This is a genomic window from Streptomyces sp. NPDC050164 (genome assembly GCF_044459945.1).
Lineage (GTDB): Bacteria > Actinomycetota > Actinomycetes > Streptomycetales > Streptomycetaceae > Streptomyces > Streptomyces coeruleorubidus_A.
The window spans coordinates 45,220-67,035 of sequence record NZ_JBITJK010000008.1; the positions used below are offsets into that span (position 1 = coordinate 45,220).

19 protein-coding genes and 2 pseudogenes are annotated in these 21,816 nt (G+C 72.3%); 10 read left to right on the plus strand and 11 right to left on the minus strand.

All coding sequences use genetic code 11. The features are described from left to right. Window positions 1–78: 78 nt before the first annotated feature. Window positions 79–1,779 carry a VWA domain-containing protein gene (locus ACIBNA_RS14460; protein WP_399165541.1) on the minus strand — a complete coding sequence of 567 codons (1,701 nt, stop codon included), beginning with the start codon at window positions 1,777–1,779 and terminating at the stop codon, window positions 79–81. 280 nt (window positions 1,780–2,059) lie between these two features. On the opposite strand from ACIBNA_RS14460, the gene ACIBNA_RS14465 reads away from it, so the two are divergent. Continuing rightward, window positions 2,060–4,153, plus strand: coding sequence for a PhoX family protein (locus ACIBNA_RS14465; RefSeq protein ID WP_399165542.1), 2,094 nt, complete (start codon window positions 2,060–2,062; stop codon window positions 4,151–4,153). A gap of 62 nt (window positions 4,154–4,215) precedes the next feature. Here the strand turns inward: ACIBNA_RS14465 and ACIBNA_RS14470 are convergent, their stop codons facing one another. Further along, window positions 4,216–5,214, minus strand: coding sequence for an endonuclease/exonuclease/phosphatase family protein (locus tag ACIBNA_RS14470; protein ID WP_399165543.1), 999 nt, complete (start codon window positions 5,212–5,214; stop codon window positions 4,216–4,218). 44 nt (window positions 5,215–5,258) lie between these two features. After that, window positions 5,259–6,107, minus strand: a complete 849-nt coding sequence (locus tag ACIBNA_RS14475) for an alpha/beta fold hydrolase (RefSeq protein WP_399165544.1) — start codon at window positions 6,105–6,107, stop codon at window positions 5,259–5,261. Window positions 6,108–6,182: 75 nt separating this feature from the next. On the opposite strand from ACIBNA_RS14475, the gene ACIBNA_RS14480 reads away from it, so the two are divergent. Continuing rightward, window positions 6,183–7,529: a PLP-dependent aminotransferase family protein gene (locus tag ACIBNA_RS14480; protein ID WP_399165545.1), complete on the plus strand. Its 1,347-nt coding sequence runs from the start codon at window positions 6,183–6,185 to the stop codon at window positions 7,527–7,529. On the opposite strand, the gene ACIBNA_RS14485 is transcribed toward ACIBNA_RS14480, so the two are convergent. Further along, a complete protein-coding gene (locus tag ACIBNA_RS14485) occupies window positions 7,426–8,394 on the minus strand; it encodes a hypothetical protein (RefSeq protein WP_399165546.1) in 969 nt (322 codons plus the stop codon). The two genes, ACIBNA_RS14480 and ACIBNA_RS14485, sit on opposite strands and share 104 nt — an antisense overlap. Window positions 8,395–8,487: 93 nt before the next feature. After that, on the minus strand, window positions 8,488–8,928 hold the full coding sequence (locus ACIBNA_RS14490; protein ID WP_399165547.1) for a hypothetical protein: 441 nt from the start codon (window positions 8,926–8,928) through the stop codon (window positions 8,488–8,490). A gap of 675 nt (window positions 8,929–9,603) precedes the next feature. On the opposite strand from ACIBNA_RS14490, the gene ACIBNA_RS14495 reads away from it, so the two are divergent. Together ACIBNA_RS14495 and ACIBNA_RS14500 are read left to right on the plus strand one after the other, a co-directional pair. Next, a complete protein-coding gene (locus tag ACIBNA_RS14495) occupies window positions 9,604–10,665 on the plus strand; it encodes a hypothetical protein (protein ID WP_399165548.1) in 1,062 nt (353 codons plus the stop codon). A 136-nt stretch (window positions 10,666–10,801) separates the two neighbouring features. Next, window positions 10,802–11,287 carry a hypothetical protein gene (locus tag ACIBNA_RS14500; protein WP_399165549.1) on the plus strand — a complete coding sequence of 162 codons (486 nt, stop codon included), beginning with the start codon at window positions 10,802–10,804 and terminating at the stop codon, window positions 11,285–11,287. Between the two features lie 213 nt (window positions 11,288–11,500). Here ACIBNA_RS14500 and ACIBNA_RS14505 read toward each other — a convergent pair whose 3' ends face one another. Beyond that, complete coding sequence (locus ACIBNA_RS14505; RefSeq protein ID WP_399165550.1) at window positions 11,501–11,938, minus strand: ATP-binding protein; 438 nt, start codon at window positions 11,936–11,938, stop codon at window positions 11,501–11,503. A gap of 86 nt (window positions 11,939–12,024) precedes the next feature. Here ACIBNA_RS14505 and ACIBNA_RS14510 point away from each other — a divergent pair, with 86 nt between their 5' ends. Next, complete coding sequence (locus ACIBNA_RS14510; RefSeq protein WP_399165551.1) at window positions 12,025–12,873, plus strand: Scr1 family TA system antitoxin-like transcriptional regulator; 849 nt, start codon at window positions 12,025–12,027, stop codon at window positions 12,871–12,873. After that, complete coding sequence (locus ACIBNA_RS14515) at window positions 12,833–13,030, plus strand: DUF397 domain-containing protein (RefSeq protein WP_399165552.1); 198 nt, start codon at window positions 12,833–12,835, stop codon at window positions 13,028–13,030. The genes ACIBNA_RS14510 and ACIBNA_RS14515 overlap by 41 nt, the downstream gene beginning before the upstream one ends. Here the strand turns inward: ACIBNA_RS14515 and ACIBNA_RS14520 are convergent. The 3 genes from ACIBNA_RS14520 to ACIBNA_RS14530 form a co-directional block, all read right to left on the minus strand. Continuing rightward, window positions 13,020–15,020, minus strand: coding sequence for an Ig-like domain repeat protein (locus ACIBNA_RS14520; protein ID WP_399165553.1), 2,001 nt, complete (start codon window positions 15,018–15,020; stop codon window positions 13,020–13,022). The genes ACIBNA_RS14515 and ACIBNA_RS14520 overlap by 11 nt on opposite strands. Window positions 15,021–15,180: 160 nt before the next feature. Next, a complete protein-coding gene (locus ACIBNA_RS14525; protein WP_399165703.1) occupies window positions 15,181–15,531 on the minus strand; it encodes a MerR family transcriptional regulator in 351 nt (116 codons plus the stop codon). A gap of 27 nt (window positions 15,532–15,558) precedes the next feature. Continuing rightward, the gene (locus ACIBNA_RS14530; protein WP_399165554.1) at window positions 15,559–15,729 is read right to left on the minus strand and encodes a hypothetical protein; all 171 of its coding nucleotides are present in this window, start codon (window positions 15,727–15,729) and stop codon (window positions 15,559–15,561) included. 114 nt (window positions 15,730–15,843) lie between these two features. Between ACIBNA_RS14530 and ACIBNA_RS14535 the strand changes: the two genes are divergently transcribed. From ACIBNA_RS14535 to ACIBNA_RS14545, 3 genes and pseudogenes are all read left to right on the plus strand, one after another. Next, on the plus strand, window positions 15,844–17,187 hold the full coding sequence (locus ACIBNA_RS14535; RefSeq protein ID WP_399165555.1) for a tetratricopeptide repeat protein: 1,344 nt from the start codon (window positions 15,844–15,846) through the stop codon (window positions 17,185–17,187). A gap of 392 nt (window positions 17,188–17,579) precedes the next feature. Beyond that, a complete protein-coding gene (locus ACIBNA_RS14540) occupies window positions 17,580–18,371 on the plus strand; it encodes a GAF and ANTAR domain-containing protein (RefSeq protein ID WP_399165556.1) in 792 nt (263 codons plus the stop codon). Between the two features lie 15 nt (window positions 18,372–18,386). Then, window positions 18,387–18,703, plus strand: a pseudogene (locus ACIBNA_RS14545) (aldo/keto reductase); the annotation flags it as partial. Between the two features lie 77 nt (window positions 18,704–18,780). On the opposite strand, the gene ACIBNA_RS14550 reads toward ACIBNA_RS14545, so the two are convergent. Continuing rightward, complete coding sequence (locus ACIBNA_RS14550) at window positions 18,781–19,584, minus strand: hypothetical protein (protein ID WP_399165557.1); 804 nt, start codon at window positions 19,582–19,584, stop codon at window positions 18,781–18,783. Between the two features lie 374 nt (window positions 19,585–19,958). Between ACIBNA_RS14550 and thrS the strand changes: the two are divergent. Beyond that, window positions 19,959–21,200, plus strand: a pseudogene (thrS, locus tag ACIBNA_RS14555) (threonine--tRNA ligase); the annotation flags it as partial. 6 nt (window positions 21,201–21,206) lie between these two features. On the opposite strand, the gene ACIBNA_RS14560 reads toward thrS, so the two are convergent. Then, entirely contained in the window at window positions 21,207–21,764 is a 558-nt protein-coding gene (locus tag ACIBNA_RS14560; protein WP_399165558.1) for a pyridoxamine 5'-phosphate oxidase family protein, read from the minus strand. Between the last annotated feature and the right edge of the window lie 52 nt (window positions 21,765–21,816).

Sequence of the window (21,816 nt, forward strand, 5' to 3'; positions counted from 1 at the left end):
CACACGCGTTTCGGGGGGTGGACGTGGACAGGGGCTCTGTCCACGTCCCCCCGGGGGGTTCTGCGGGCGGGGCGGGTGCTACGGGCGCCAGTTCGCCAGTACGCCCTCGTAGAGCTCCTTGTCCGTGAGCTCTCGGGGGGTTTCGCCGGCGAGGAAGTGGGAGGTGTTGGGGGTCTTGAGCTTGCGGAGGTAGTCGAAGGCCTTGTTCTCCGGGGCGCCGAAGGCGACGAAGGAGAAGAAGACGGCGGGGTGGGTCTTGGCGGCCTCGGTGAGGGACTGGGTGGCGGGGGTCTTGGCGTCGGGGGCGCCGTCCGTCTGGAAGACCACCAGGGCCGGGGTGTCGGGAGTCGCTTCCTTGCCGTGGTGGGCGAGGACCGCTTCGACGGCTGCGTGGTAGCTGGTGCGGCCCATGCGGCCGAGGCCGGCGTGCAGGTCGTCGATCTTGTTCTCGTGGTCGGTGAGGGTGATTTCGCCGGTGCCGTCGAGTTCGGTGGAGAAGAAGAAGACCGGGACGGTGGCCTCGGGGTCGAGGTGGGCGGCGAGGGCGAGGGTTTGTTCGGCGAGGGCCTGGGCGGAGCCGTCCTTGTAGTACGGGCGCATGGAGGCGGAGCGGTCGAGGACGAGGTAGACCTTGGCTCGGGTGCCGGTGAGGTTGTGCTTCTTGAGGGTGGTGGTGGCGGCCTTGTAGGCGGTGGTGAGGGTGGCTGCGTGGGTTTTGATGCGGGTGAGGGGGACGGCGGGGGTGGAGTCCGGCTCGGCCTCGCCTTCGGCTTCGGCCGTGTCGTCGTTCCCACCCGCACCGCCCGTGCTGGTTTCGTTGGCGGGTGCGGGTGGCCCCTGTGGGGCGGATTCGCCGTCGGTGGCCGCGGGGGTGTCCATGGCCTTGACCGTCGGCTCCGCCTCGGGCGTCGCGTCTGACTCGGTCGTCGGCTCGGCCTCGCCTGCGGCTTCGGCCGTGTCGTCGTTCCCACCCGCACCGCCCGTGCTGGTTTCGTTGTCGGGTGCGGGTGGCCCCTGTGGGGCGGATTCGCCGTCGGTGGCCGCGGGGGCGTCCACGGCCTTGGCCTTCGGCTCCGCCTCGGGCTCGGGTTCCGGCTTCGTGTCGGTGGCCGACGGGGGCGGCGGTGCGTCGGCCTCGGCCTCGGCCGTGGGCTCGGCCTGGGCCTTGTCCTCCGGCTTCTTCGGTGCTGCGGGCGCCGGGGGCGACGACGACTCGTGCTCCTCGGGTTCCTGGGCATCGGCGACGGCCGGCTTCTCCGCAGGGGTCGCCTCCGTCGGCTCCTTCACCGCCGGCTTGGCCTCCGCCTCAGCATCGGCCTCCGGCGCCACCGCCGCCGGCTTCTCCGCGACCGCCGGTTCCTCCGGGACGACCGGCTGCTCCGCGACCGCCGGCTTCTCCTCAGTCTCGGGCTGCTCGGCGACCGCCGGCTTCTCCTCCGCCCCCCGCTTCTCCACAGCCCCCGGCTGCTCCGCAACCGACGGCTCCCCCTCCGCCGACCGCGCAGGCTTCGGCACCGTCACATTGTCGAAGATCAAGGACACGAGGTCGTGTTCGTTGCGGGGGTCCGGGACGTCGGCTGTCGGGCCGGGGGTCGGTTCCGGGGAGGGGGACGGGACCTTCGGGTCCGCCGCGGCGGGCGTGGGGGTCCCGGACGCCGGTGATTCCTGGGGAGGCGTGTCCGCCGGGGTCGTCGTGGTCTGCGCCGCACCCTCCGCCTCGGCGGTCCGTGACTTGCGTGACCGTCCGAACGCGTTCCGCAAGAGAGTGAGAATGCCCATGTGCGCGCAACCCTTCGCGTGAGTTGAAGCCCGTCAATCCCTGGCCAGGACGGACACGTAAGGTTAGCGGCCCTCCTGGGTGATCTTGGGCAGGGTCGGGGATGAGAGGCTCACCCTGTCAAGGGGGGCATCCGGCCTGCGGAGGTGTCGCCGTGCTGAATCGTCGTAACTGCCGTAAGGCTGCCGCAGGTTCACTCGCTGTTCACCCTGGCGCCCGGCTGCCGCACATATGTGCCCCTACGGTCACGCTGACACCATGGGCATCCAAGGAGAGAGCAAAGTGCGAAAGCTGCTGCCGCTGATCGGAACGCCGTCCGGTTCACACCCTGGCGGCCGGTCCGCCATGACCTGTCGTTACCGGTGTGGTGACGCCTGCTTCCACGAGGTGCCCAACACCAGCTCCAACGAGTACGTCGGTGATGTGATCGCCGGTGCGCTCAGCCGCCGGTCGATGATGCGGGCCGCGGCTGTCGTGACCGTGGCTGCCGCGGGCGCGGGGGCCGTGGGTGTCGCGCAGGCTCCGCAGGCCGGCGCCGTCCCGGCGGACGCCGCACCGGCCGGCACCGACACCGAGGCCGCTCGGCGTAAACACAAGGGTGCGCGCGGGCTGCGCTTCGCGGCCGTCGCGCCCAACACCGCCGACGCCGTGACCGTGCCGGAGGGGTACCGGCAGAACGTCGTCATCCGCTGGGGCGAGCCCATCCTGCGCGGTGCGCCCGCCTTCGACCCGGAGAAGCAGACCGCCAAGGCGCAGGCCGGGCAGTTCGGGTACAACTGCGACTTCCTCGCGCTCCTTCCGCTGCCGGGCGAGCGCGGCCGGCAGCTGCTCGTCGCCAACCATGAGTACACCGATGAGGTGCTCATGTTCCGGGGGTACGACTCCGCCAACCCCACCCGTGAGCAGGCTGAGATCGCCTGGGCCGCGCACGGGCTGTCCGCCGTCGTCGTGGAGGGAGACCGGAAGACCGGGAAGCTCACCGCCGTTCCGCGGCATCAGCTGAACCGGCGCGTCACCGCCACCACCGAGTTCCGGCTCACCGGGCCCGCCGCCGGGTCGGACCTGCTGAAGACCTCCGCCGACCCGACCGGCACGAAGGTCCTCGGCACCCTCAACAACTGCGCGGGCGGCACCACGCCCTGGGGGACCACCCTCCACGGCGAGGAGAACTTCAACCAGTACTTCGCCAACAGCAGCAGGGCGACGGACAAGCGGTACGGCATCGGGACCGGCGCCAGCGAGCGCAAGTGGGAACGCTTCGACAAGCGGTTCGACGTCGCCCAGGAGCCGAACGAGGTGCACCGCTTCGGGTACGTCGTCGAGCTCGACCCGTACGACCCGACCTCGACGCCTCGCAAGCACACCGCGCTCGGCCGTTTCAAGCACGAGGGCGCGACCATCCGCCTGACCGCCGACGGCCGCCCGGTCGCCTACTCCGGCGACGACGAGCGCTTCGACTACTTCTACAAGTTCGTCAGCAGCAAGCGGATGAGGAAGGGCACCTCCCGTGCCGTCCGCGAGCACAACCTCTCCCTCCTCGACGAGGGCACGCTGTACGTCGCCAAGCTCACCGGTGACTCCCCCGCCATCGAGATCGACGGCACGGGCAAGCTGCCGAACGACGGTGAGTTCGACGGGAGCGGCGAGTGGATTCCGCTGGCCACCGCGACCGCCGAGGGCGCCGTCTCGCACGTGGACGGGATGAGCGCCGACGAGGTGTTCGTCTTCACGCGGCTCGCCGGTGACAAGGTGGGGGCCACCAAGATGGACCGGCCCGAGGACATCGAGCCCAATCCGGTCACCGGCAAGGTGTACGTCGCCCTGACCAACAACAGCAACCGTGGTGTCGGCGCCAACGCCAAGGCGGACGAGGCCAATCCGCGCAACGCCAACAAGCACGGGCACGTCCTGGAGCTCACCGAGCGCTGGAACCGGCCCGAGAGCACCAGGTTCGCCTGGTCGCTGTTCCTCGTCGCCGGTGACCCGGACGACCCGGCGACCTACTTCGCCGGGTTCCCGAAGGACGGCGTCAGTCCGATCTCCTGCCCGGACAACGTCGCCTTCGACCCCTACGGCAACCTGTGGATCTCCACCGACGGCGCCCAGCTCGGCTCCCACGACGGCCTGTTCGGCGTGGCGACCCGGGGTGAGCGGCGTGGTGAGCTGAAGCAGTTCCTGACCGTGCCGAAGGGCGCCGAGACCTGCGGTCCGATCATCCAGGACCGGCGCGTCCTGGTCGCCGTGCAGCACCCGGGCGAGATCGACGGCGCGTCCGTGGAGAAGCCCGCCAGCACCTGGCCCGACGGGCCCGGGACGTACGTCCGGCCGGCCGTCGTGGCCGTGTGGCGTGCCGACGGCTGCGACATCGGCGTCTGACCGGAGAGCGACTCAGGAGAGTGACTCATGGGGGGCGCCTGTCCGGCGTCCCCCTTCCCCTCTCACCGACCTGAGTGCAGCGTCAGGTCCGTCACCACCGCCCGGTGATCCGTGTCGGCCACGTCCAGGATGTGCGTGCGGCCGGCCGCGAAGTCCTTCGACACCAGGACGTGGTCGATCTGCGTGCCGAACGTCGGGGCCGTCACGGCCGGCCAGGTGGCCGTGCGGTCGGCGTCGTCCAGGCGGGCGGCGTCGCTCAGGCCGGTGTCGAGGATGCGGCGGAAGGCGGCGTGGTCCTGGGAGGCGTTGAAGTCGCCGGCCAGGACCAGGGGGGTGCCGGGGTCGGCGGTGGCCGCGTCGCGCAGGGCGTCCAGCTCCGTGCGCCAGAGGTCCAGCTGGCCGGGCAGCGGGGGCATGGGGTGGGCGAGCTGGAGTCGTACGGGATGCCCGTCGACGTCGGCGATCGCCCCGGGCATGCCCATGGTGCCGGGGACGCCGTCGGTGGGGCGCAGCGGGAAGCGGCTGAGGATGACGGAGCCCTCGGAGCCGCCGCCCTCGACGGCCCGGCGGTGCGGGTAGTCCTGGGAGAGGTCGTCCTTCAGCCGCGCGTCACACTCGTATTCGCATTCCTGTACGAAGACGATGTCCGGTTTCTCGCGGCGGACGGCGGCGACCAGGGACCCGGTGCCCTGCCCGAACTCGACGTTCGAGGTCAACACGCGCACGTCGGCGACCGGGCGGCCGACGGGGTCGCCCACCTTGCCGTACGGCTCGATGAACCAGGCCAGCAGGCCGAGCAGGACCACTCCCCAGACCGCCCCGAGCCACCACCGGGACAGCAGGGTGAGCAGCAGCGCCAGGCCGGTGGGGGCGAGCAGCCAGGGGAGGAAGGCGAGGACCTGCGGGACGGGCGTGATGCCGTCGCTGTCGGCGGTCCGGAAGCCGATCACCGCACTGACCGCGGCGAACAGCAGGGCGGCGCACCAGGCGCCGAACCGCCGTCCGGGCGGACGGTGTTCCGGCCCGTCGGTGGCGGTCCACTCGGCAGCGGCGGTGTCCAAGGCCCGGCCTTCCGTTCGCGGGGGTGGGATGCCCGAATCCTCCCTCAAAGACGGGGTGGGGCGGCGGAAGGTTGCTGCCGACCGGCGCCCTGGGGCCGGGCATCGACGCGGGCCAGGAATTCTCCCAGTGCCCTGTCGAACTCCTCGGGGCGTTCGAGGTTCGGCATGTGGGCCGTGCCCTCGATCACGTGCAGGACCGAGTCCGGGAGGGCAGCGTGCATGGCCCGGGCGTCGGAGACCGGGGTGTAGGTGTCGTCGGCTCCCACGACGACCAGGGCCGGGACGGACACGCGGGTCAGCAGGGCGGCGTAGTCGGGGCGCCGGGCGCGGGCGCGCAGGGCCGCGGCGGCGCCCTCGGGGGAGGTGGCCGTCATCATGCGGTGGACGTGCGCCTTGACCTCGGCGGGGGCGTACGGGGCGACCATCCGCTCCAGGACCTCGTCGGCGTAGCCGCGCATGCCCTCGCGCAGGAGACGATCCGCCATGGCGTCACGGGTGCGGACGCCCTCCGGGGTCTCCGCCGCCGGGAAGGTGTCCGCGAGGACCAGGCCCCGGACGCGGCCGGGGAACAGGCGGTAGCAGTCCATCGCGATCTGGCCGCCCATGGACAGCCCGGCGAGGACGAAGGACTCCACCTCCAGCTCGTCGAGCAGGGCCTCGATGTCCCGGGCGAACTGCGAGAAGTCCGTGACGGCCGGGGTGGTCGGGGAGGCGCCGTAGCCGCGCAGGTCGGGGGCGATGACGCGGCGGGCCGCCGAGAACGTGCCGAGCTGCGGGGCCCACATCGTGCGGTCGAAGGGGTGGCCGTGGACGAGAACCAGAGGGACGAGGGGGACATGGGGCTGCCGTGGGGTTACGGGGCCTTTGTCCTCGTATGCGAGGAAGGGTGCCATGTGGTGACCCTAGGCCGCCCCAACTACTCAGTGCAATAAGATCTTTGCTCTCGGTGCAATCCAAGGGGGAGACCGATGGGTGACTACCGCCGTATCGCCGACAGGATCGCCGACGACATCGCCAGCGGGCGGCTGAAGCCCGGCCAACGGCTGCCGCCGCAGCGGGCGTTCGCCCGGCGCCGGGGCATCGCCTCGTCGACGGCAGGGCGGGTGTACGGCGAACTCGTACGGCGCGGGCTGGTCGTCGGCGAGGTCGGGCGCGGCACCTTCGTACGGGCCACCCCGGACGGGCCGACGGGGCGGGCGCTCGCCGAGCCCGGCCCGGCCGACGCCCCGGTCAACCTGGAGCTCAACTACCCCAGCGCGCCAGGACAGCCGGAGCTCCTCGCCCCCGTTCTCGCGCCGCTGCTGCGTCCCGACGTGCTGGCCGAGGCGCTGCTGCCGGCCGCCGCCACAGGAACCGAGCCCGCCCGGGAGGCCGCGGCCACTCTCCTCGCCACCCCGGGCTGGCGCCCCGCCCCGGACCGGCTGCTGTTCACCGGCAACGCACGGCAGGCCATCGCCGCCGCGCTGGCCTCCCTGGTCCGGCCGGGCGGCCGGGTCGGCGTGGAGCAGCTGACGTATCCGCTGGTCAAGCAGATCGCGGCGCGGCTGGGCATCACCCTGGTGCCGCTTGCCGGTGACGCGGCAGGGCTGCTCCCGGAGGCCGTCGCCGCCGCGCACCGTACGGCGCCGCTGTCCGCCCTGTACGTGCAGCCGACGCTGCACAACCCGACGTCACTGACGACGACTCGCCCTCGACTGCTGCAACTCGCCCGGCTGGTCCACGACCTGAACCTGCCGGTGGTGGAGGACCGCATCTGGTCCTTCCTGCACGAGCCGGGCGATCCGCTCGCCGCTCACGCCCCCGCCCTCACCCACGTCGTCGACGGTCTCTCCAAGCGGGTCGCGCCGGGCCTCACCGTCGGTTTCCTCGTCGTGCCGCCGCACCGGGCCGGGGCCGTGGCCGATGCCGTGCGGTCGGGCGGGTGGAGTGCGGGGCGGTTCGCGCTGGAGGCGGCCGTGCGGTGGGCCGGGGAGGGGACCGTGGCGCGGCTGGTGGCGGCCAAGCGGGCGGACGCGGCGCGCAGGCAGCGGATCCTCGCCGAGGAGCTCGCGGGCTTCGCCGTACGGTCCGATCCGCGCGCCTACTTCGCCTGGTGGGAGCTGCCCGCCCCCTGGCGCGCGGACACCTTCACGGCCGCCGCCGCCGCGCACGGCATCGCCGTCACGCCCGGCCCCGCCTTCGCCGTCGCCCCCGGACACACGCCCGACGCCGTCAGGCTCGGGCTCGCGTCGGCTCCGGAGGCGGATCTGCGGCGGGCGCTGCGGACGCTCGCGCACGTCGCCGCGAGGCGAGCCGGGGACCGTAGCGGCCCGTGAGCCACGAGCCGAGCGCCACCGTCAGGCCGAGGGCGAACAGCAGCCAGGACACCGTCACCAGGGTGCCCGTCAGGGCGTCGTAGACCGCGCCGGCGGCCGGGCGGTGGAGCGTGTCGGGCAGGTCGGCGAGGGTGAGGTGGCGGCCGATCGCGACGGCCAGGACGAGCAGGGCGCCGCCCAGCGCCGTGCCGAGGCCGAGCGCGGTGACCGCGCGGCGGCGGCACGCGGCGAGGGCGATCCCGGCCACGGCGCACACGGCGGCGGCGAGCGGCAGCCAGAAGGCGGCGGTGTCCAGCACGTGGTACCCCCTGCGCAGTCGGTCCGCGTCGTCGGCCGGGAGCACCGGGACCCGGGCGTGCGGGACCGGGATGCGGTGGGCGAACGGCACGTGGTCGTCGGTGAGTTGGCGTTTGACCCGGGCGACGACCGGCGCGAGGTCGACGGTGACCTCGGTGGCGCGGGTGCCGTCGTCGCGCAGGGCGCGCAGCACGGCGACGTGGACGGCGTGGTTCGCCGCGTCCCAGCCCGTGCGGAACGCTTCGGTCCGGGTGAACGAGCGCACCGCGTCGTGCACGAAGGGCCCGACCGTGCCGCGCAGCGGACCGGTGTCGAGCTCGTGCCCGGCCTCCCGCATGATGCCGTCCCCGACGGCGTCCGCGACCGCGCGCTGCACGTCCGGGTCGGCGGCGAGCGGCGCCATCGTACGGACGTAGCGGCCGGTGTCGGTCAGCCCGTGCGCCGCCCAGGAGGCGAGCGTCCCGAACGGCACGAGCAGGCACGCGAGGGCCAGCAGAACGGCCGACAGGGCGTTCCGCGGTCGTAGGGGCGCCTGCTCGGGTACGGGCGCCCGGTCGCGCTCTGACACGCTTCCAGGCAAGGCGCCAGGGGCCCGGCCCGCGAGCGGCGTGACTGCATTCGGCCCTGCGTGCCAAGCCGAACGTGGCGCACGGGTACGTCGTCAGTCGACGCGTCGGCCGGCGGCGTCCTCGTGTGTGTAGTAGCGGTAGAACAGCGTCACGAGGACGCCCGCCCCGACCACCAGCCCCAGCCCGGTGGACCGCAGTACGGACTCGCCGGTCTGGCTGCAGAGGAAGCCGATCGCGCAGCCGGTGAAGGCGAACCAGAGCAGGGCGTGCGGTTCGCGCCGCAGCCGTGGGGCGACTTCCCGCACGGCGGCGTACAACACGGCGAACACGAGCGCGGTGAGGAAGCCGAACAGCAGGTTCCAGCCCGTGATGGGCCCGGCGTCGCGCCGGTTGGCCGCGGCCCAGTAGCCGTAGACGAGCCCGAGGACGACGGGTACCGCGAGTTTCGCCATCGCGTGGGTGCGCGGGCTGAAGACATCGGGTGTACGGCGTCGCGTGGTCACCTTGCGTGAGGCGGGTGCCGCATGAGCCATGAGAGCTCTCCTCTCTCTCCCTGCCCCTGCCTACCAGCGCACACCGGCGCGGACCCGCTGGCAAGTCGGCGGGGCGCGGATGGGCCGGGCCGCGGGCACACGGCGGCGCCGGGCCGGGCGGACGGTGGCCTCCCTCAAGTTTTTGGCTTCGCTTGAGGAGGGGGGATCCGGGGATCCCCACCGCCACGGCCGTCCTGCTCGGCTTCCCCGAGGACGACCGGGAGGCGGTGGACGCCGTCGTCTCTTCGGGCCCGGGCCGCCGCCGGCGGCCCGGGCCGGGGGTACGCGGCCTGCCGCTCGGCTTCGGGGATCTCGCGCCCGGCCCGCCCGCGGGACCGCGGGTGCGGGTGGCCGCCGACGAGACCATGCTGGTGTGGAGGCCCGGGACGGCACACCGGGGCGTCCCACCGGCTCGCCGAGGAGCTGACCGGGCCGTCACCGACGACCCCCGCACCGCCGAACCGGACCGCCTGGCCGCCTTCTACGGAACGGCACGCCGCGGCACGGCAGCAGGCACCCGGCCGACGACACCACCGTCTTCGCCGTGCGCCGCCGGACCGTCCCCGAAGAGGGGGGCGAAGCACCCGAAGGCGGACGTTTGCGGTCCTGAGGCCCACCTTTGCAGCCGCAGCGGTTACGGTGCTGCGGTACGTGATCGACAGGGGGAGGGACGAGATGCCCGGAACCGTGCTTCTGCTGGCGGCCTCGCCGGTGGGCAAGGGGCGCCTGGTGGACGCCGCGTCCGTGCTCCCCGTCCTGGCCGCCGTCCCACCCGGCGTGCTGGCCGGCACGGACACCGCGAACGTCGTAGAACTCGCCGACCCGCTGGAGCCGCAGGCCGTCCTCACCCGGCTGCGCGCCGCCGCTGTGGCCCCCGGCCCGCTCACCGTGTACGTCACCGGACAGCTCCAGCTCGACCGCCGCCAGCGCCTGCCCCATCTGGCGCTGGCCCGCACCACCGCGTCCACCGCCCGCTACACGGCCTTCCCCTGGCACTGGTTCCGGGACGAACTGCGGCTCAGGCCGGCCGGCGCGACGACCCTCCTGCTCGACCTGCACGCGGACGCCGAGACCTGGGAGCTGCTGCGCGGCACCCCGCTGGACTCGGGCCGCGGCAACGCCGTGCACGGCCGCATCGCGCCCCCGCCGTCCAGACGCACGGTCGCGGCACCGGCGTACATGAAGGCCGTCGCGACGATCCTGCGCAGCGGGTTCCGGCCGCCGCTGGAGCAGTTGCACCAGCAGGCGCTGGCCCGGATCGCGCCGGAGAGCGCGGGCACGGATCTCGTGCTGAGCACGCCGGGCCCCTCGGCCGGTGATCCGCACGCCGCCATCACCGCCGCCGTCCAGAACGGCCGCCACGCCGACGCCGACGCGCTCGCCGCCCGGCACGAGCAGGCCGCCGTCGTCGCGCAGGGGCCGGCCTCCGAGGAGGCCCTGCACTGGGCCGAGGTCCGGGCCGACCTGGCGATGTTCGCCGGGGACGCGGGCCGCAGCTGCCACACCTGGCTGACGGTGGCCACCGTCCGCCTCAACGCCGGGCAGGCGCCGGACGCGCCCGCCGTCGAGGCCGCCGTGGACCGGGCCCACCACCAGTGGGGCCAGATCCGCGACACCGCACGCGCCCGTGAACTGGGCGCGGCGCTCGCCGAGTTGCGTGGGCGGGTCCCCGGGCGGCGCGAGGGGGCGCTCGATCATGTGCAGCGGCAGTTGCGGCAGTTGCAGACCCAGCCCTGACGAAGCGTTGAGGAAAGTTCTGCCCGGCTGATTCTCCTCCCGGTGATGTTCACATTTCCTCCATTGCTTACGTGTGTCCCGGTGGGTAGCGTCTATTTCGCACTGACCATGCAATTCGACAAACTCGAAAACGGGGATGGACTTCGTGAGCATACGAAGTAAGGGAATTTCTGCTGTCATCACCTTCGCCATGACCGGCGCGCTGTGTGGTGTCGGAGCGCAGGCGGCACAGGCGGCACCGGCCCAGCCGGAACTCCGCGCCGGCGCGGACGAGATCTGCGCGGTCCTGGGGATCGGCAGTGGCGCGGCGGGCCTCACCAAGGCGCTGGCCAAGGGCGCTTCCTGGGTGGGCATCGGCGCCAGCGTCGGGTGCTACGCGTACACGAAGGCGAAGGAGGCCACGCCTGCGCAGAAGCGGGCCGCCATGATCGCTTCCTACAAGAAGTACCAGGCCATGAGCGACATCAAGAAGCTCGATGCGCTCGGCTACTACTGCCGTAAGAAGGACAGCGGCGGCGGTGGCGGCACGGATGTCGCCCCCGCCACCCCGACCGTGAAGGCGGGGTACCGCGACATCAGGATGAAGGGCGTGACATACAAGTGCACGGCTACCGGGGACTGACCGGCCGTCGCGGCCCGGGCTATGGAGAACGCCTGCTGTTCTCCATAGCGCTGGTCGTGGTGAGCCTGTTGTGGATCACGCAGGACATGGCCGCGTGGGCGACGGCGACCTGTGCGGTTGGCGCCGCCGGTGGAGCGGTCGGGGTTTGTTATTTCGGCTGGCATTACATTCGCGCCCGCGGGAATTCACGCTAGCCGAATTCATCCCTGGAATTCACTGATTGAATTCCTTGCTCACGTCGCACTCGAACCAGACGGTCTTGCCGGGCCGGTCGGGCAGTGGATCCCACCCCCACCGGTCCGTGACGGCGTCGACGATCAGCACGCCGCGTCCGTCCTCGGCGAGTTCGTCCACAGCTGTGGACAGCGGCGGCCGCGGGCACGTGTCCGTGACCTCCACGCGCACCCCGCGCCCGTCCGGCCGCCGCGCCAACAGCACGGCGGCGCGCCGGTCGGGCGTGTGGCGTACGACGTTGGCGACCAGCTCGGTGAGGGCGAGACAGGCCGGCTCGCACAGTTCGGCCATCTCCCAGGCGGTGAGATAGACCCTCAGGATGCGGCGCAGATGCCGGGCGGAGTGCTCACCCAGGGTGAAGTCCGTGCCATGCCTGGTGCCAAGTCCGCCCCCATGGTGGGCAGTTACGTGATTCATGCCACCAGCGTGAAGTGGTGTGGTTACTCTCGGCTACAGACCGAAATGAACGCCGTGCGGCGTTCGGACCTGGGGGTGACCGCTTCATGCCCAACATCCGCCGACTCGACCCCACCGCCTCGCCGTTGGACTACTTCGGCTCGGAGCTCCGCCGCTACCGCGAGAGTGCGGGGCTGTCCCAGAAGGAACTGGGGGACTGCATCTTCTGCACGGGCTCGCTGGTAGGCCAGATCGAGACCGCGCACAAGGTCCCGACCAGGGAGTTCGCCGAACGGGCGGATGCGGCGCTGATGACGGACGGTTGTTTCTCGCGGTTGGTGGGGTTGGTTCTGCGGAGCCAACTCCCTACGTGGTTTCAGGCGTATGCGGAGATGGAGGGCAACGCCTCGTACATCTCTACGTACCAGTGCCAGTTGGTGTACGGGCTTCTCCAGACGGCGGACTATGCCCGGGCTGTACTGGGTGTCGAGCAGAAGGAGAAGCTCGACGAGATGGTGGCGGCCCGGATGGAACGGCAGCGAGTCCTGGAGCGCGAGCAGCCGCCGGTGCTGTGGACGGTGCTGGACGAGTCTGCGCTCTACCGGCAGATCGGCAGTCGCGACATCATGCGAAACCAACTCGCCCACCTGTTGAGCTACGTCGGGAAGCCGTGGACGCACCTCCAGATCCTGCCGTTCTCAGCCGGACAGCACTCGGCGATGATGGGCTCCTTCACCCTCCTGCGGTTCGATGACGACCCGGACATCCACTACAGCGAGAGCTACGACCAGGGCCACATGACGGCCAATCCTCAGGTCATCAGGGAACGTTCGGTCGGTTACGCTCGCCTCCAGGCCGATGCCCTCTCCGAGAGGGAGTCGGCGGCTCTGATCGCCCGGGTGATGGAGGAACGCTATGGAGAGCAGCCTGGACCTGGCGCGTGCTCAGTGGCGTAAGTCGTCGTACAGCGGGAGCAGCGGCGGTGAATGCATAGAGGTCGCCGACCTCGGTGCTCCCGGCGTCGCCATGCGCGATTCCAAGCACCCCGAGGCCGGGACCCTCACCGTCTCTCCGGAGGCCTACGCCGCCTTCGTGACGTACGTCAGCGCGTGAAGACGAAGTACTTCCACGCGCCATACGTCGTCGTGTTGACGTTGTCGCCCGACGTGGGGTCGATGTAGGACGAGCGGATCCGGAAGCGCGGACCGACGGGCGGCGTGCCGGTGAGCGACTCCGCGTCCTTGCCGTAGCGGTCGAGGGCGAAGTACTCCGTGGCCGTGGTGCGCCACGCGCCGTCGGTGTAACGCTGGACCTGGAGCTGGTACTTGCGGCCCGGGTACATGGACATCGTCGTGTTGTGGACGGGGTCCTTGGACTGGCGGAAGTAGAAGTACTTCTGGTTCCAGGCGGTCGCCGACTTGTAGTAGCCGCTCAGGGTCGTCGAGACCTTGACCCTGGTGTAGACCGAGTTGGTGACCGTCTTCGCGGCGTAGCGCGTGTCGCCCGTGAACTTCGCGCTGACCTTCGTGTCACGGGTCAGGTGGATCGTCGCCGCGAGGTCGCCGGCCGAGTCGACCGTGCCCTTCTTCACCAGTGTGCTCGGCTTGTCGGAGCCGTACGGGTCGGCCCAGATCTCGACCGTGCGGTTCTTGTACGTCGTGCCGAGGTGCGCGGTGAAGCCGATGTCACGGCCGTAGTCGTACACCTTGCCGTTGTTGGTCAGTGTCAGCGTGGTCGCCGTCTTCGCCACGGTCGTCGATGCCGAGGCGGTGGCGCCCGCGTGGTCCGCGTCGCCCGCGTACGTGACCGTGTACGTCACCTTGCCGCCGGCGGGCGGCGTGTCCGTGAAGGAGTACGAGCCGTCCGCGTCGACCGTCGTCGTGCCGAGCGGCTTGCCGGACGGGGACTCGTCGTCGGTGCGGGTGACGGAGACCTTGGTGCCCGTCGGGAACGCCGCCGACGAGGACAGCGTGCCGGTGATGGTGAGGGACTTGGCGCGGGTGGCCGTAGCCGGGGCGTTCGCCGTGAGGGTGGTGGACGTCTTCGTCGGGGCGTCGAAGACGCGCAGCGCGTAGACGTCGCTGCCGTTCCTCGACACCGCGAACAGCCGGCTCTCGTCGGGCGCCCAGGCGAGGCCCGCCGGGGCCAGGTGGTCGGAGTCGCCGCTGGTGCCGGTGTTGGGGAAGTCGTACTGCTTGAGCGGCGTCGACACGCCCTGCTTGAAGACGTGCACATCCGGGTCGTACGAGGAGTCGGTGCCCGCCGCGACGTCGCCGTTCGGGGCGATGTCCACCGCGTTCGGGTAGGTGTTGGTGACGTACTTGCCGTCCGCGGACAGGTCCGCGAGCTTGTAGACCGCCTGGTAGTACGGGGCGCCGCTGGCCGTGACGACGTCCTTGCCGTCCGGCGTGACCGCGAGATCCTGGAGGTTGCCGCCGCCCGTGCTGCCCGGGTCGAAGGCGTACGCGGTACGGCTCGCCGTGCCGGAGGAGACGTCGTACACGGCGAGTTCGACCGGGCTCTGGCCGGGCGCGCCCGCGGCGAGCGTGCCCGGGGCGCCTGGGGAGGCGTCCAGGATCGGCGCCTGGTAGAAGGTGCGGCTGGTGTCCTGGCCCAGGGAGATGCCCGGTTCGGAAGCGTTCGGGTCGAGCGAGCCGATGTTGCCGTCGCCCGAGGCGCCGTAGCTGAACCACAGCCTGCCGCCGGCCAGGGCGACGTACGCCGGGCCGGCGCCCTGGCCCGTGGACCAGCGGCGGGCCTCGGTCGCCGTCGCCGTGTCGATCGCGACGACCGCGTCCGCGTCGTGCACGGCCGCGTACAGGGTGCCCGAGTCGGGCGACAGCTCCAGGCCGTGGACGCCGGGCAGCGAGCCGACGGTGCCGACGACCGTGCCGGCGTAGTTCGTGACGACGACCTGGCCGGCGGTCGGGTCGCTGATGAAGACCCGCTGGTGGACCCCGTCGACGACGATGTCGCCGGTCGACTTCAGGGGCAGGGTCGTACTGGAGTCGGCAGCCGCCGACCCGGCGCCGGTCGCGACCAGCGCGACCGAGCTGAAGAGGACCGCGAGCGCTGTCGCGGTAGGCAGAGTGCGTCTGCGCACGGTGTTTCGAACCCCCCGGAACGAAAGACGTGAGGGCCGGACGCGGAGGACTGGGCGCGCGTGCGGCCGTGAGTGATCGAAGGTTAGGGGATCGCACTGACAGCCGGGTGAACCGGTGTGGAAGAGGTGGGTGAGAGCACGTCGGAAGGTGTCGGGGCCGCTATCCGTCGCAGCCGGCCCGGACGGTGACCGGTTCTCCTGCGTGGATGATCGAGCTGAGCATGGAGTGGGCGGCTTTGAGCTGTTCGATGGAGCGGCTCAGGCGCTCGCGTTCGTGCTTGAGGTCCTGGGCCATTTCCTCGCAGGTCGGCGCCAGGATGGCTGCCTCGTCGGCCATGCAGGGCAGCACCTCCCGGATCAGGTCGGTGTTCAGCCCGGCCGCGAGCAGCATCCGGACCCGGCGCACGGTGGCCACGTCGGACTCGCGGTAGCCGCTGGCTCGCCGCTGTGGTCGCAGCAGCCCTTGCTGCTCGTAGTACCGCGGGCTCCTGGTGCTGACGGACGCCCTCAGCTGATCACCAGACCCGTCGGACGCGGCTCAGGGCGACTCCCCGCCTCTCCCGACCTCGAACTGGACACCGCGGAGTTCGGGCGGCTCCGCCGCTCTCGCCGGCCCCGCGTTCGCCGCCAGCAGCAGGGTCGCGACGGCGACGACGGCGGCGGCGAAGCCTCTGGCGTACCGCTCGGGGGTGCGTGGGCGTTCGAGCACGGCGACCTCGCAACAGGGGCGGCGAATACGACAGCAGCGTGTTAAGCACGCTTAACTCTCGGTTTAACCTAGGGGCTGTCCGAGCCGCACGGCAAGAGGGACAGGGGAGTTGGCGTGGGGGAGCGTGACGATCCGGGGACCATCGGGCGCCGGGTGCAGCGGTTGCGGGCCGAACGCGGGCTGACGCAGCGGCAGTTGGCAGAGCCCCTGTACACCCCCGCCTACGTCTCCACCCTGGAGTCGGGCCGGGTGCGGCCCTCCGACGACGCCCTGAGGCATCTCGCCGGACGGCTCGGCGTCGCCTTCGAGGAACTCGCCACCGGGCGTTCGGCGCGGCTCGTGACCGAGCTGCGGCTGCGGCTGACCGAGGCCCAGCGCGTCTTAGCCGTCGGTGAGGCCGAGGCGGCGGCGGAGCAGTACGCCGGGTTACTCGTCGAGGCCGAGACGCAGGGGCTGGCCGGGGAACAGGCCGCCGCGCTGCTCGGGCTCGGCGAGTGCGCCCTGGAGACGGGCGAACTGGTGGCGGGCCGGCAGTACTTCGAGCGTGCCGAGGCCTGCCTGGCGGGCGCGCCGCTGCCCGCACGGGTCCCGGCGCTGCGCGGGCGGGCCGTCGCGCACTATCTCGCCGGTGAACTCCGGTACGCCGTCTACCTGCTGGAGACCACTCTCGATGAGCTGAATCGTGGGGGCTTGCACGACCCGGACGCCCTGCTGCTGCTCTACGCAAGCGCCATCGGGCCGTACATGGACATGGGCGCGCACGCCCGCGCCGCCCAGGCCGCCGAGTTCGCCCTGGCGCTCGCCCCGCAGTCCGGCGACCCGGCCCTGGTCGCGCGCATGCACCGGTCGGTCGCCCGCACCCTGGTCGCCGAGGGCCGCCTCGCCGAGGCCGACGCATCCCTGGCCAAGGCGGCCGAGCTGTACCGCGGCCTGCAGATCCGTACCGAACTCGCCAACTGCCACTGGATGCGCGGCTACGTCTACGCCCAGGACGGTCAACTGGAGCTGTCCGAGGGCGAGTTGAGAGAGGCCCTCGGTATGCTGTCGGCCAAGCGCGCCGCCCTCTACAGCAGCCAGGTCGCCGTCGAACTGGCCGACGTGCTCCACCGGCGCGGCAAGTCCGACGAGGCGGCGGCCCTGCTGCACGAGGTGCTCGACGAGCTGTCCCCCGAGCGCGGCGCCGTCCACTCCGCCGCCGCGCACCGCCTCCTCGGCATCATCGCCGAGGACGCCCGCCGCACCGAGGACGCCGAGGAGCACTACGTCCGCGCCCTGAGCCTGCTGGAGCGGGCGGGCGCGGCCGGTGACCTGGCCGACCTGTGCCGCCTGCTGGGGGACCTGCTGTGGCGCACGGGCCGGGTGGAGGCGGCCCTGGACGCCTACCGGACGGGGCTCGGCCACCGTACGGCTCCCGGTACGACGACCCTCGGGCCCGCGCCCGCACAGCCTCCTCTGTGAGGAAGCTGCGCCGCCGACGCCACCACCGCCAAGGCCGAGCTGCGCGGCGCCGGCGCCCCGCCCGTCGACACCTGGGGCACGGTCACCGGCACCTGGCACCCGCAGGGCGAGCTGGGCTCGGCCGCCGCCTGGCCGCCGGTCCTGGACGCCACCTCCGTACGGCGGGTGCGGCAGCCGGACAGCCCGTACGACAAGCGCTGAGGGGCATGCCGCGGTGCCGGCCCGGCGCACGGGTTTCGCCCCACCTGCGACGGGTAGTCGGGGCACGATTCCGGAGGGCTCGGAGACCGCCGAACACCGGCCGGCCCGGGCGGGTGGCGCTCACCGGCCCACCACGCGTCCAGCGGGGCCGGAAGAGCGTCGACAACGAAGGCCGGTGATCGAAGGAGGCGGTGGTCGTGCGGCCCAGGGACGATCCCCGAGACGGCCCCGGCGGCGACCCCGGTCCCCGCCGCACAGGGGGCGGTGACCTGGACCTGGACGGGATCCGGGCCGCCGATGTGATCGCCAGGGGCATGCGGGGCGCCGAGCCCGGAGAGGTCCCGGGCCGGCTGTGCGAGGTGGCGGTCGAGCTGCTGCCGGTGGTCGGCGCGAGCGTGTCGCTGCGCAGCGAGGGGATGCCCGTCCAGCTGAGCGCCAGCAGTGCGGACGCCGCGCACCTGGCGCAGATCCAGGCGACGCTGGGCGACGGCCCCTGCCAGAGCGCGGTGGAGAGCCGGGCGCCCGTGCTCGCCTGTGACCTGACGACCGGCCGGGACGCGGGCCGCTGGCCGGTCTTCGCCCAGCAGGCGACGGAGGCCGGGGTACGGGCGGTGTACGCGGTGCCGCTGGGCAGCGACGCGGTGTGCGTGGGCACCCTCGACCTGTACCGCGACAGGCCCGGCGGGCTCACCGACCGCCAGCTGCACGTGGCCCGGCTCGTGGCCGGTGTCATGACGGTGGCCCTGATGGCACTGCCACGCGGGGCCGAGGCCGAGCCGCGGGACGCGGAACCCTGGCTCAGCGGGCTGGCCGCGGACCACGACGAGGTCTACCAGGCCGTCGGCATGATCATGGCGCAGCTCGGCGTCGGCACCGACGACGCGCTCGCGCGACTGCGGGCAGACGCCTTCGCCCGCGGCTGCACGGCCCTCGACGCGGCACGCGAGGTGATCGCCCACCGCAGGCGTTTCGAACGGTACTAGGGACGAACCGCGATCCGCGCCTCCAGCCCGCGGTTCTCGAGCGGGAAGCGGAACTCAACCTCGCCCTCGTGGAGGCTCTGCGCCGGGTCGCCGAGGCGAAGGGACGCACCGTCGCCCAGCCGGCCATCGCCTGGGTGGCCGCACAGGGCGAGGACATCGTGCCGCTGGTCGGCGCTCGCACCCGCGAGCGGCTGGCCGAGGCGCTGCCCGCGATGGAGCTGAACCTCACCGCGGACGGCCTCGCCGAGATCGAGAAGGCGGTGCCGCCGGGCGCGGCGCGCGGCGACCGATACCCGTCCGCGTTCATGTCCGGCCTCGGCGTGGGGAACTGAGACCGGCTCTCCGGGAGTCGTCACCGTGCCGGATGGCCAGCCGATCGCCGGCGCTTTTGCGGCCCGGACGGTATCCGTCAGATCTGTGCCCGTCCCTGCTTCCTGATCTCGGACAGGCGCTGCGCTCCGAGTTCCGCGGTCTGCTGCGTGACCTCCTCGTACACCTCGTCGAGGCCGGCGTTGGTGAGCGTGATCGTCTCCTGCCCGACCCGCACGGCCGCGAGGTCCATCGTGAGGTACGTCAGCTCACCCTCCTCGGTCTCGCCGGCCAGGGTGACGCGCAGGGCCTGCCGGGCGTCCCCCACCGGCGGCAGCGGCATGTCGCTGACCTGGACGGCCTGGATGCCGCCGCGCGTGGTCGCGGCGGTGAACTCGCCGCACCTCTCCGGCAGCGACTTCAGCCAGGCCAGGGTGCGGTCGACGTCCGCCGGCGGATGGGCGGCGACCTGGTAGCGCAACTGGGCGTCGGTGTCGGCGTCGTCGAACGCGGCCGTCGCCTTCGGGCCGGCCGGGGTGCCGAAGAGTTCCTCCGTGTAGAGGGCGTCCAGCAGCCGCTGGCAGTCACCGTCCTCCGTGGTCGCCTTGAGCAGCCCGTCCCGCCAGGTCCTGGCACCCCGTGTCGGCCCCCACGGCTCCCCCAGATCGACCGTGGTGATCAGTGCCGCCTGGGCCTGGGCCTCGGTGAGACCGGCCCCGGAGCTCGCGGGCCGTTCGCCGGCGGGCGACGCGCCGGTGGGGGTGGCGGAGGCGGAGAACCACCGCGGCCGCGGCTCGTCCCGGACGGAACAGGCGGCCGTGGCCAGCAGGGCGGTCACGGACAGCGCACAGGCGAGGAGGGCGCGGGCGCCTGGGCCACGTCGGCCGGCCGGAGGGTGGGGCATCGGAGGGCCTCCTGCGGGGAGTTCATGGAGGTGCCTCCTGACGGGGCGGGCTCTCCAAGATCGGGTACGTGCTCTTACGGCACCACCGCGACGGGCGGCACACCAGTGCGACGGGCTGTTCGGGTGAGGGCGGCGTACGCCTCGCGGGGCGACCGCGAAAAGCCGTCGCCCCGCGGGCCGCCCTCCTGTTACGGTCACGCCCATGAAGCGCGCCCAGCCGTTCCCGTCTCTCACGACGACGCCGGAGAGTGTCCCGGCGCGCTGACAGCTGACGCAGATGTCCGAAGCCCCGGGGCGAGTGCCCCGGGGCTTCGTCGTGGTGGGCGTACCGCCCGGCTCGAGCGAAGCCGAGAGCCGGGGGAGCTCGCCTCAGACCCGAGGAGCCCACCATGCACGACCACCGACGGCTCGGCCGTGAACTGAACCTCTTCGACACCGACCCGCTGATGGGCGCGGGCCTGCCGTACTGGCTGCCCGACGGCGCGATCGTGCGGCACACCCTGGAGGAGTACATCCGCGAGGCGGAACAGCGGGCCGGATACCGGCACGTGTACTCGCCCGTCCTCGGAAAACGCGAGCTGTACGAGATCTCCGGGCACTGGGACCACTACAGCGAGGACATGTTCCCGCCGATGGACCTCGGCTCGGAACAGGTCCTGCTGCGCCCGAGCCTGTGCCCCCACCACGCCCTGATCTACCGCTCCCGCCCCCACAGCTACCGCGAACTGCCCCTCCGTATCGCCGAGTTGGGCGGCATGTACCGCTCGGAGCTGTCCGGCGTCCTCGGCGGCCTGACCCGGGTACGGGCCATCACCCTCAACGACGCGCACATCTTCTGCACCCTGGAGCAGGCCGTCGAGGAGGCGCGCGGCGCACTGGAGCTGATCGGCCGTGCCTACGCGGACCTGGGCATCCGCGCCGTCCGCCACCGTCTCTCCCTGCCCGGCGAGGGCGGCAAGTACGTGGCGGACCCGGACCTGTGGCGGCGGGCCACCGCCCTGCTCAGGGAGGTCCTGGACGGCTCCGGCATCCCCTATGAGGCCGCCGAGGGCGAGGCGGCCTTCTACGGTCCGAAGATCGACGTGCAGATCGCCGACCCCGCCGGGCGGGAGGCCACCCTCTCCACCGTCCAGATCGACTTCCACCAGCCCGAACGCTTCGACCTGCACTACATCGGCCTCGACGGGGCGAAGCACCGCCCGGTCATGGTGCACCGCAGCATCATCGGCAGCGTGGAACGCGCGGTCGCCCATCTCGTCGAGACCCACGGCGGAGCGTTCCCGCCGTGGCTGGCCCCGGTACAGCTGGTGATCCTGCCGGTGGGGGACGAGCAGAGCGAGGACGCCCACGCCCTGGCCCGCCGCGCCCACGACCTCGGCCTGCGCGCCGAGGTCGCCGGCCCCGAGCACGGCACCCTCGCCGCCCGTGTCCGCGAGGCCCGGCTGGTCCCGTACCAGGCGGTGATCGGCGGGCGGGAGGCCGCCGCCGGCCTCGTGGCACCCCGTTTGCGCGACGGCCACCGCCCGGACCCCCTCCCCGCCACCGAGCTGCTGCGCCGTATCGGGGACCGGGTAGCGGCCCGCGCCACCGGCCTGTGGGCACCGGCAGCTGTCTGAGCAGGCTCAGAACGCCCAACTCGTGTGGCTGAAGACGCCGTTGTCGCGGCCGAAGCCGTACGCCGTCGCCGGTGCCACCGCGAACACCACGTCGTCCCCGCTGCGGAACGCGTCCCCCATGCCGTGGAAGGTGCCCTCGGGGGAGGTGATGTGCGGCCCGTACTTCGTCTCGAACGCCGTGATCACCTCCTCCAGCAGCGCCGGGTCGGCGACCGGCTCCGCCGTGCCCTCGACCACCAGGTCGAGACCCCGGGCGAGCGAGTTCGCGCCGGTGGTCAGCGCGCAGTGCGCGTCGTGCGCGAGGTTCTTCGCCTTCTGCTCCCCCCTGCCGGTGGAGAAGTACAGCGCTCCCTCGTGCCAGGCGGCGATGCAGGGCGTGACGTGCAGTCTGCCGTCGGGCCGCACCGTGGACACCCAGAAGATCTCGGCGGCCTCCAGATGCCGCTGGGCCTCGGCCCAGTCGACGGCGGTGACGTCCGAGGCACCCGGGCGCGGATTGAGCGCGGAACTGTAACGGGCGTCGAGCTCGGTCGTGGGCTGCTTCGCGGGTCCTGGTGCGGGCATGGCGGATCTCCTTCGTCGGCTCTCTCCGATAACGACCGGCGGCCCGCTTCGG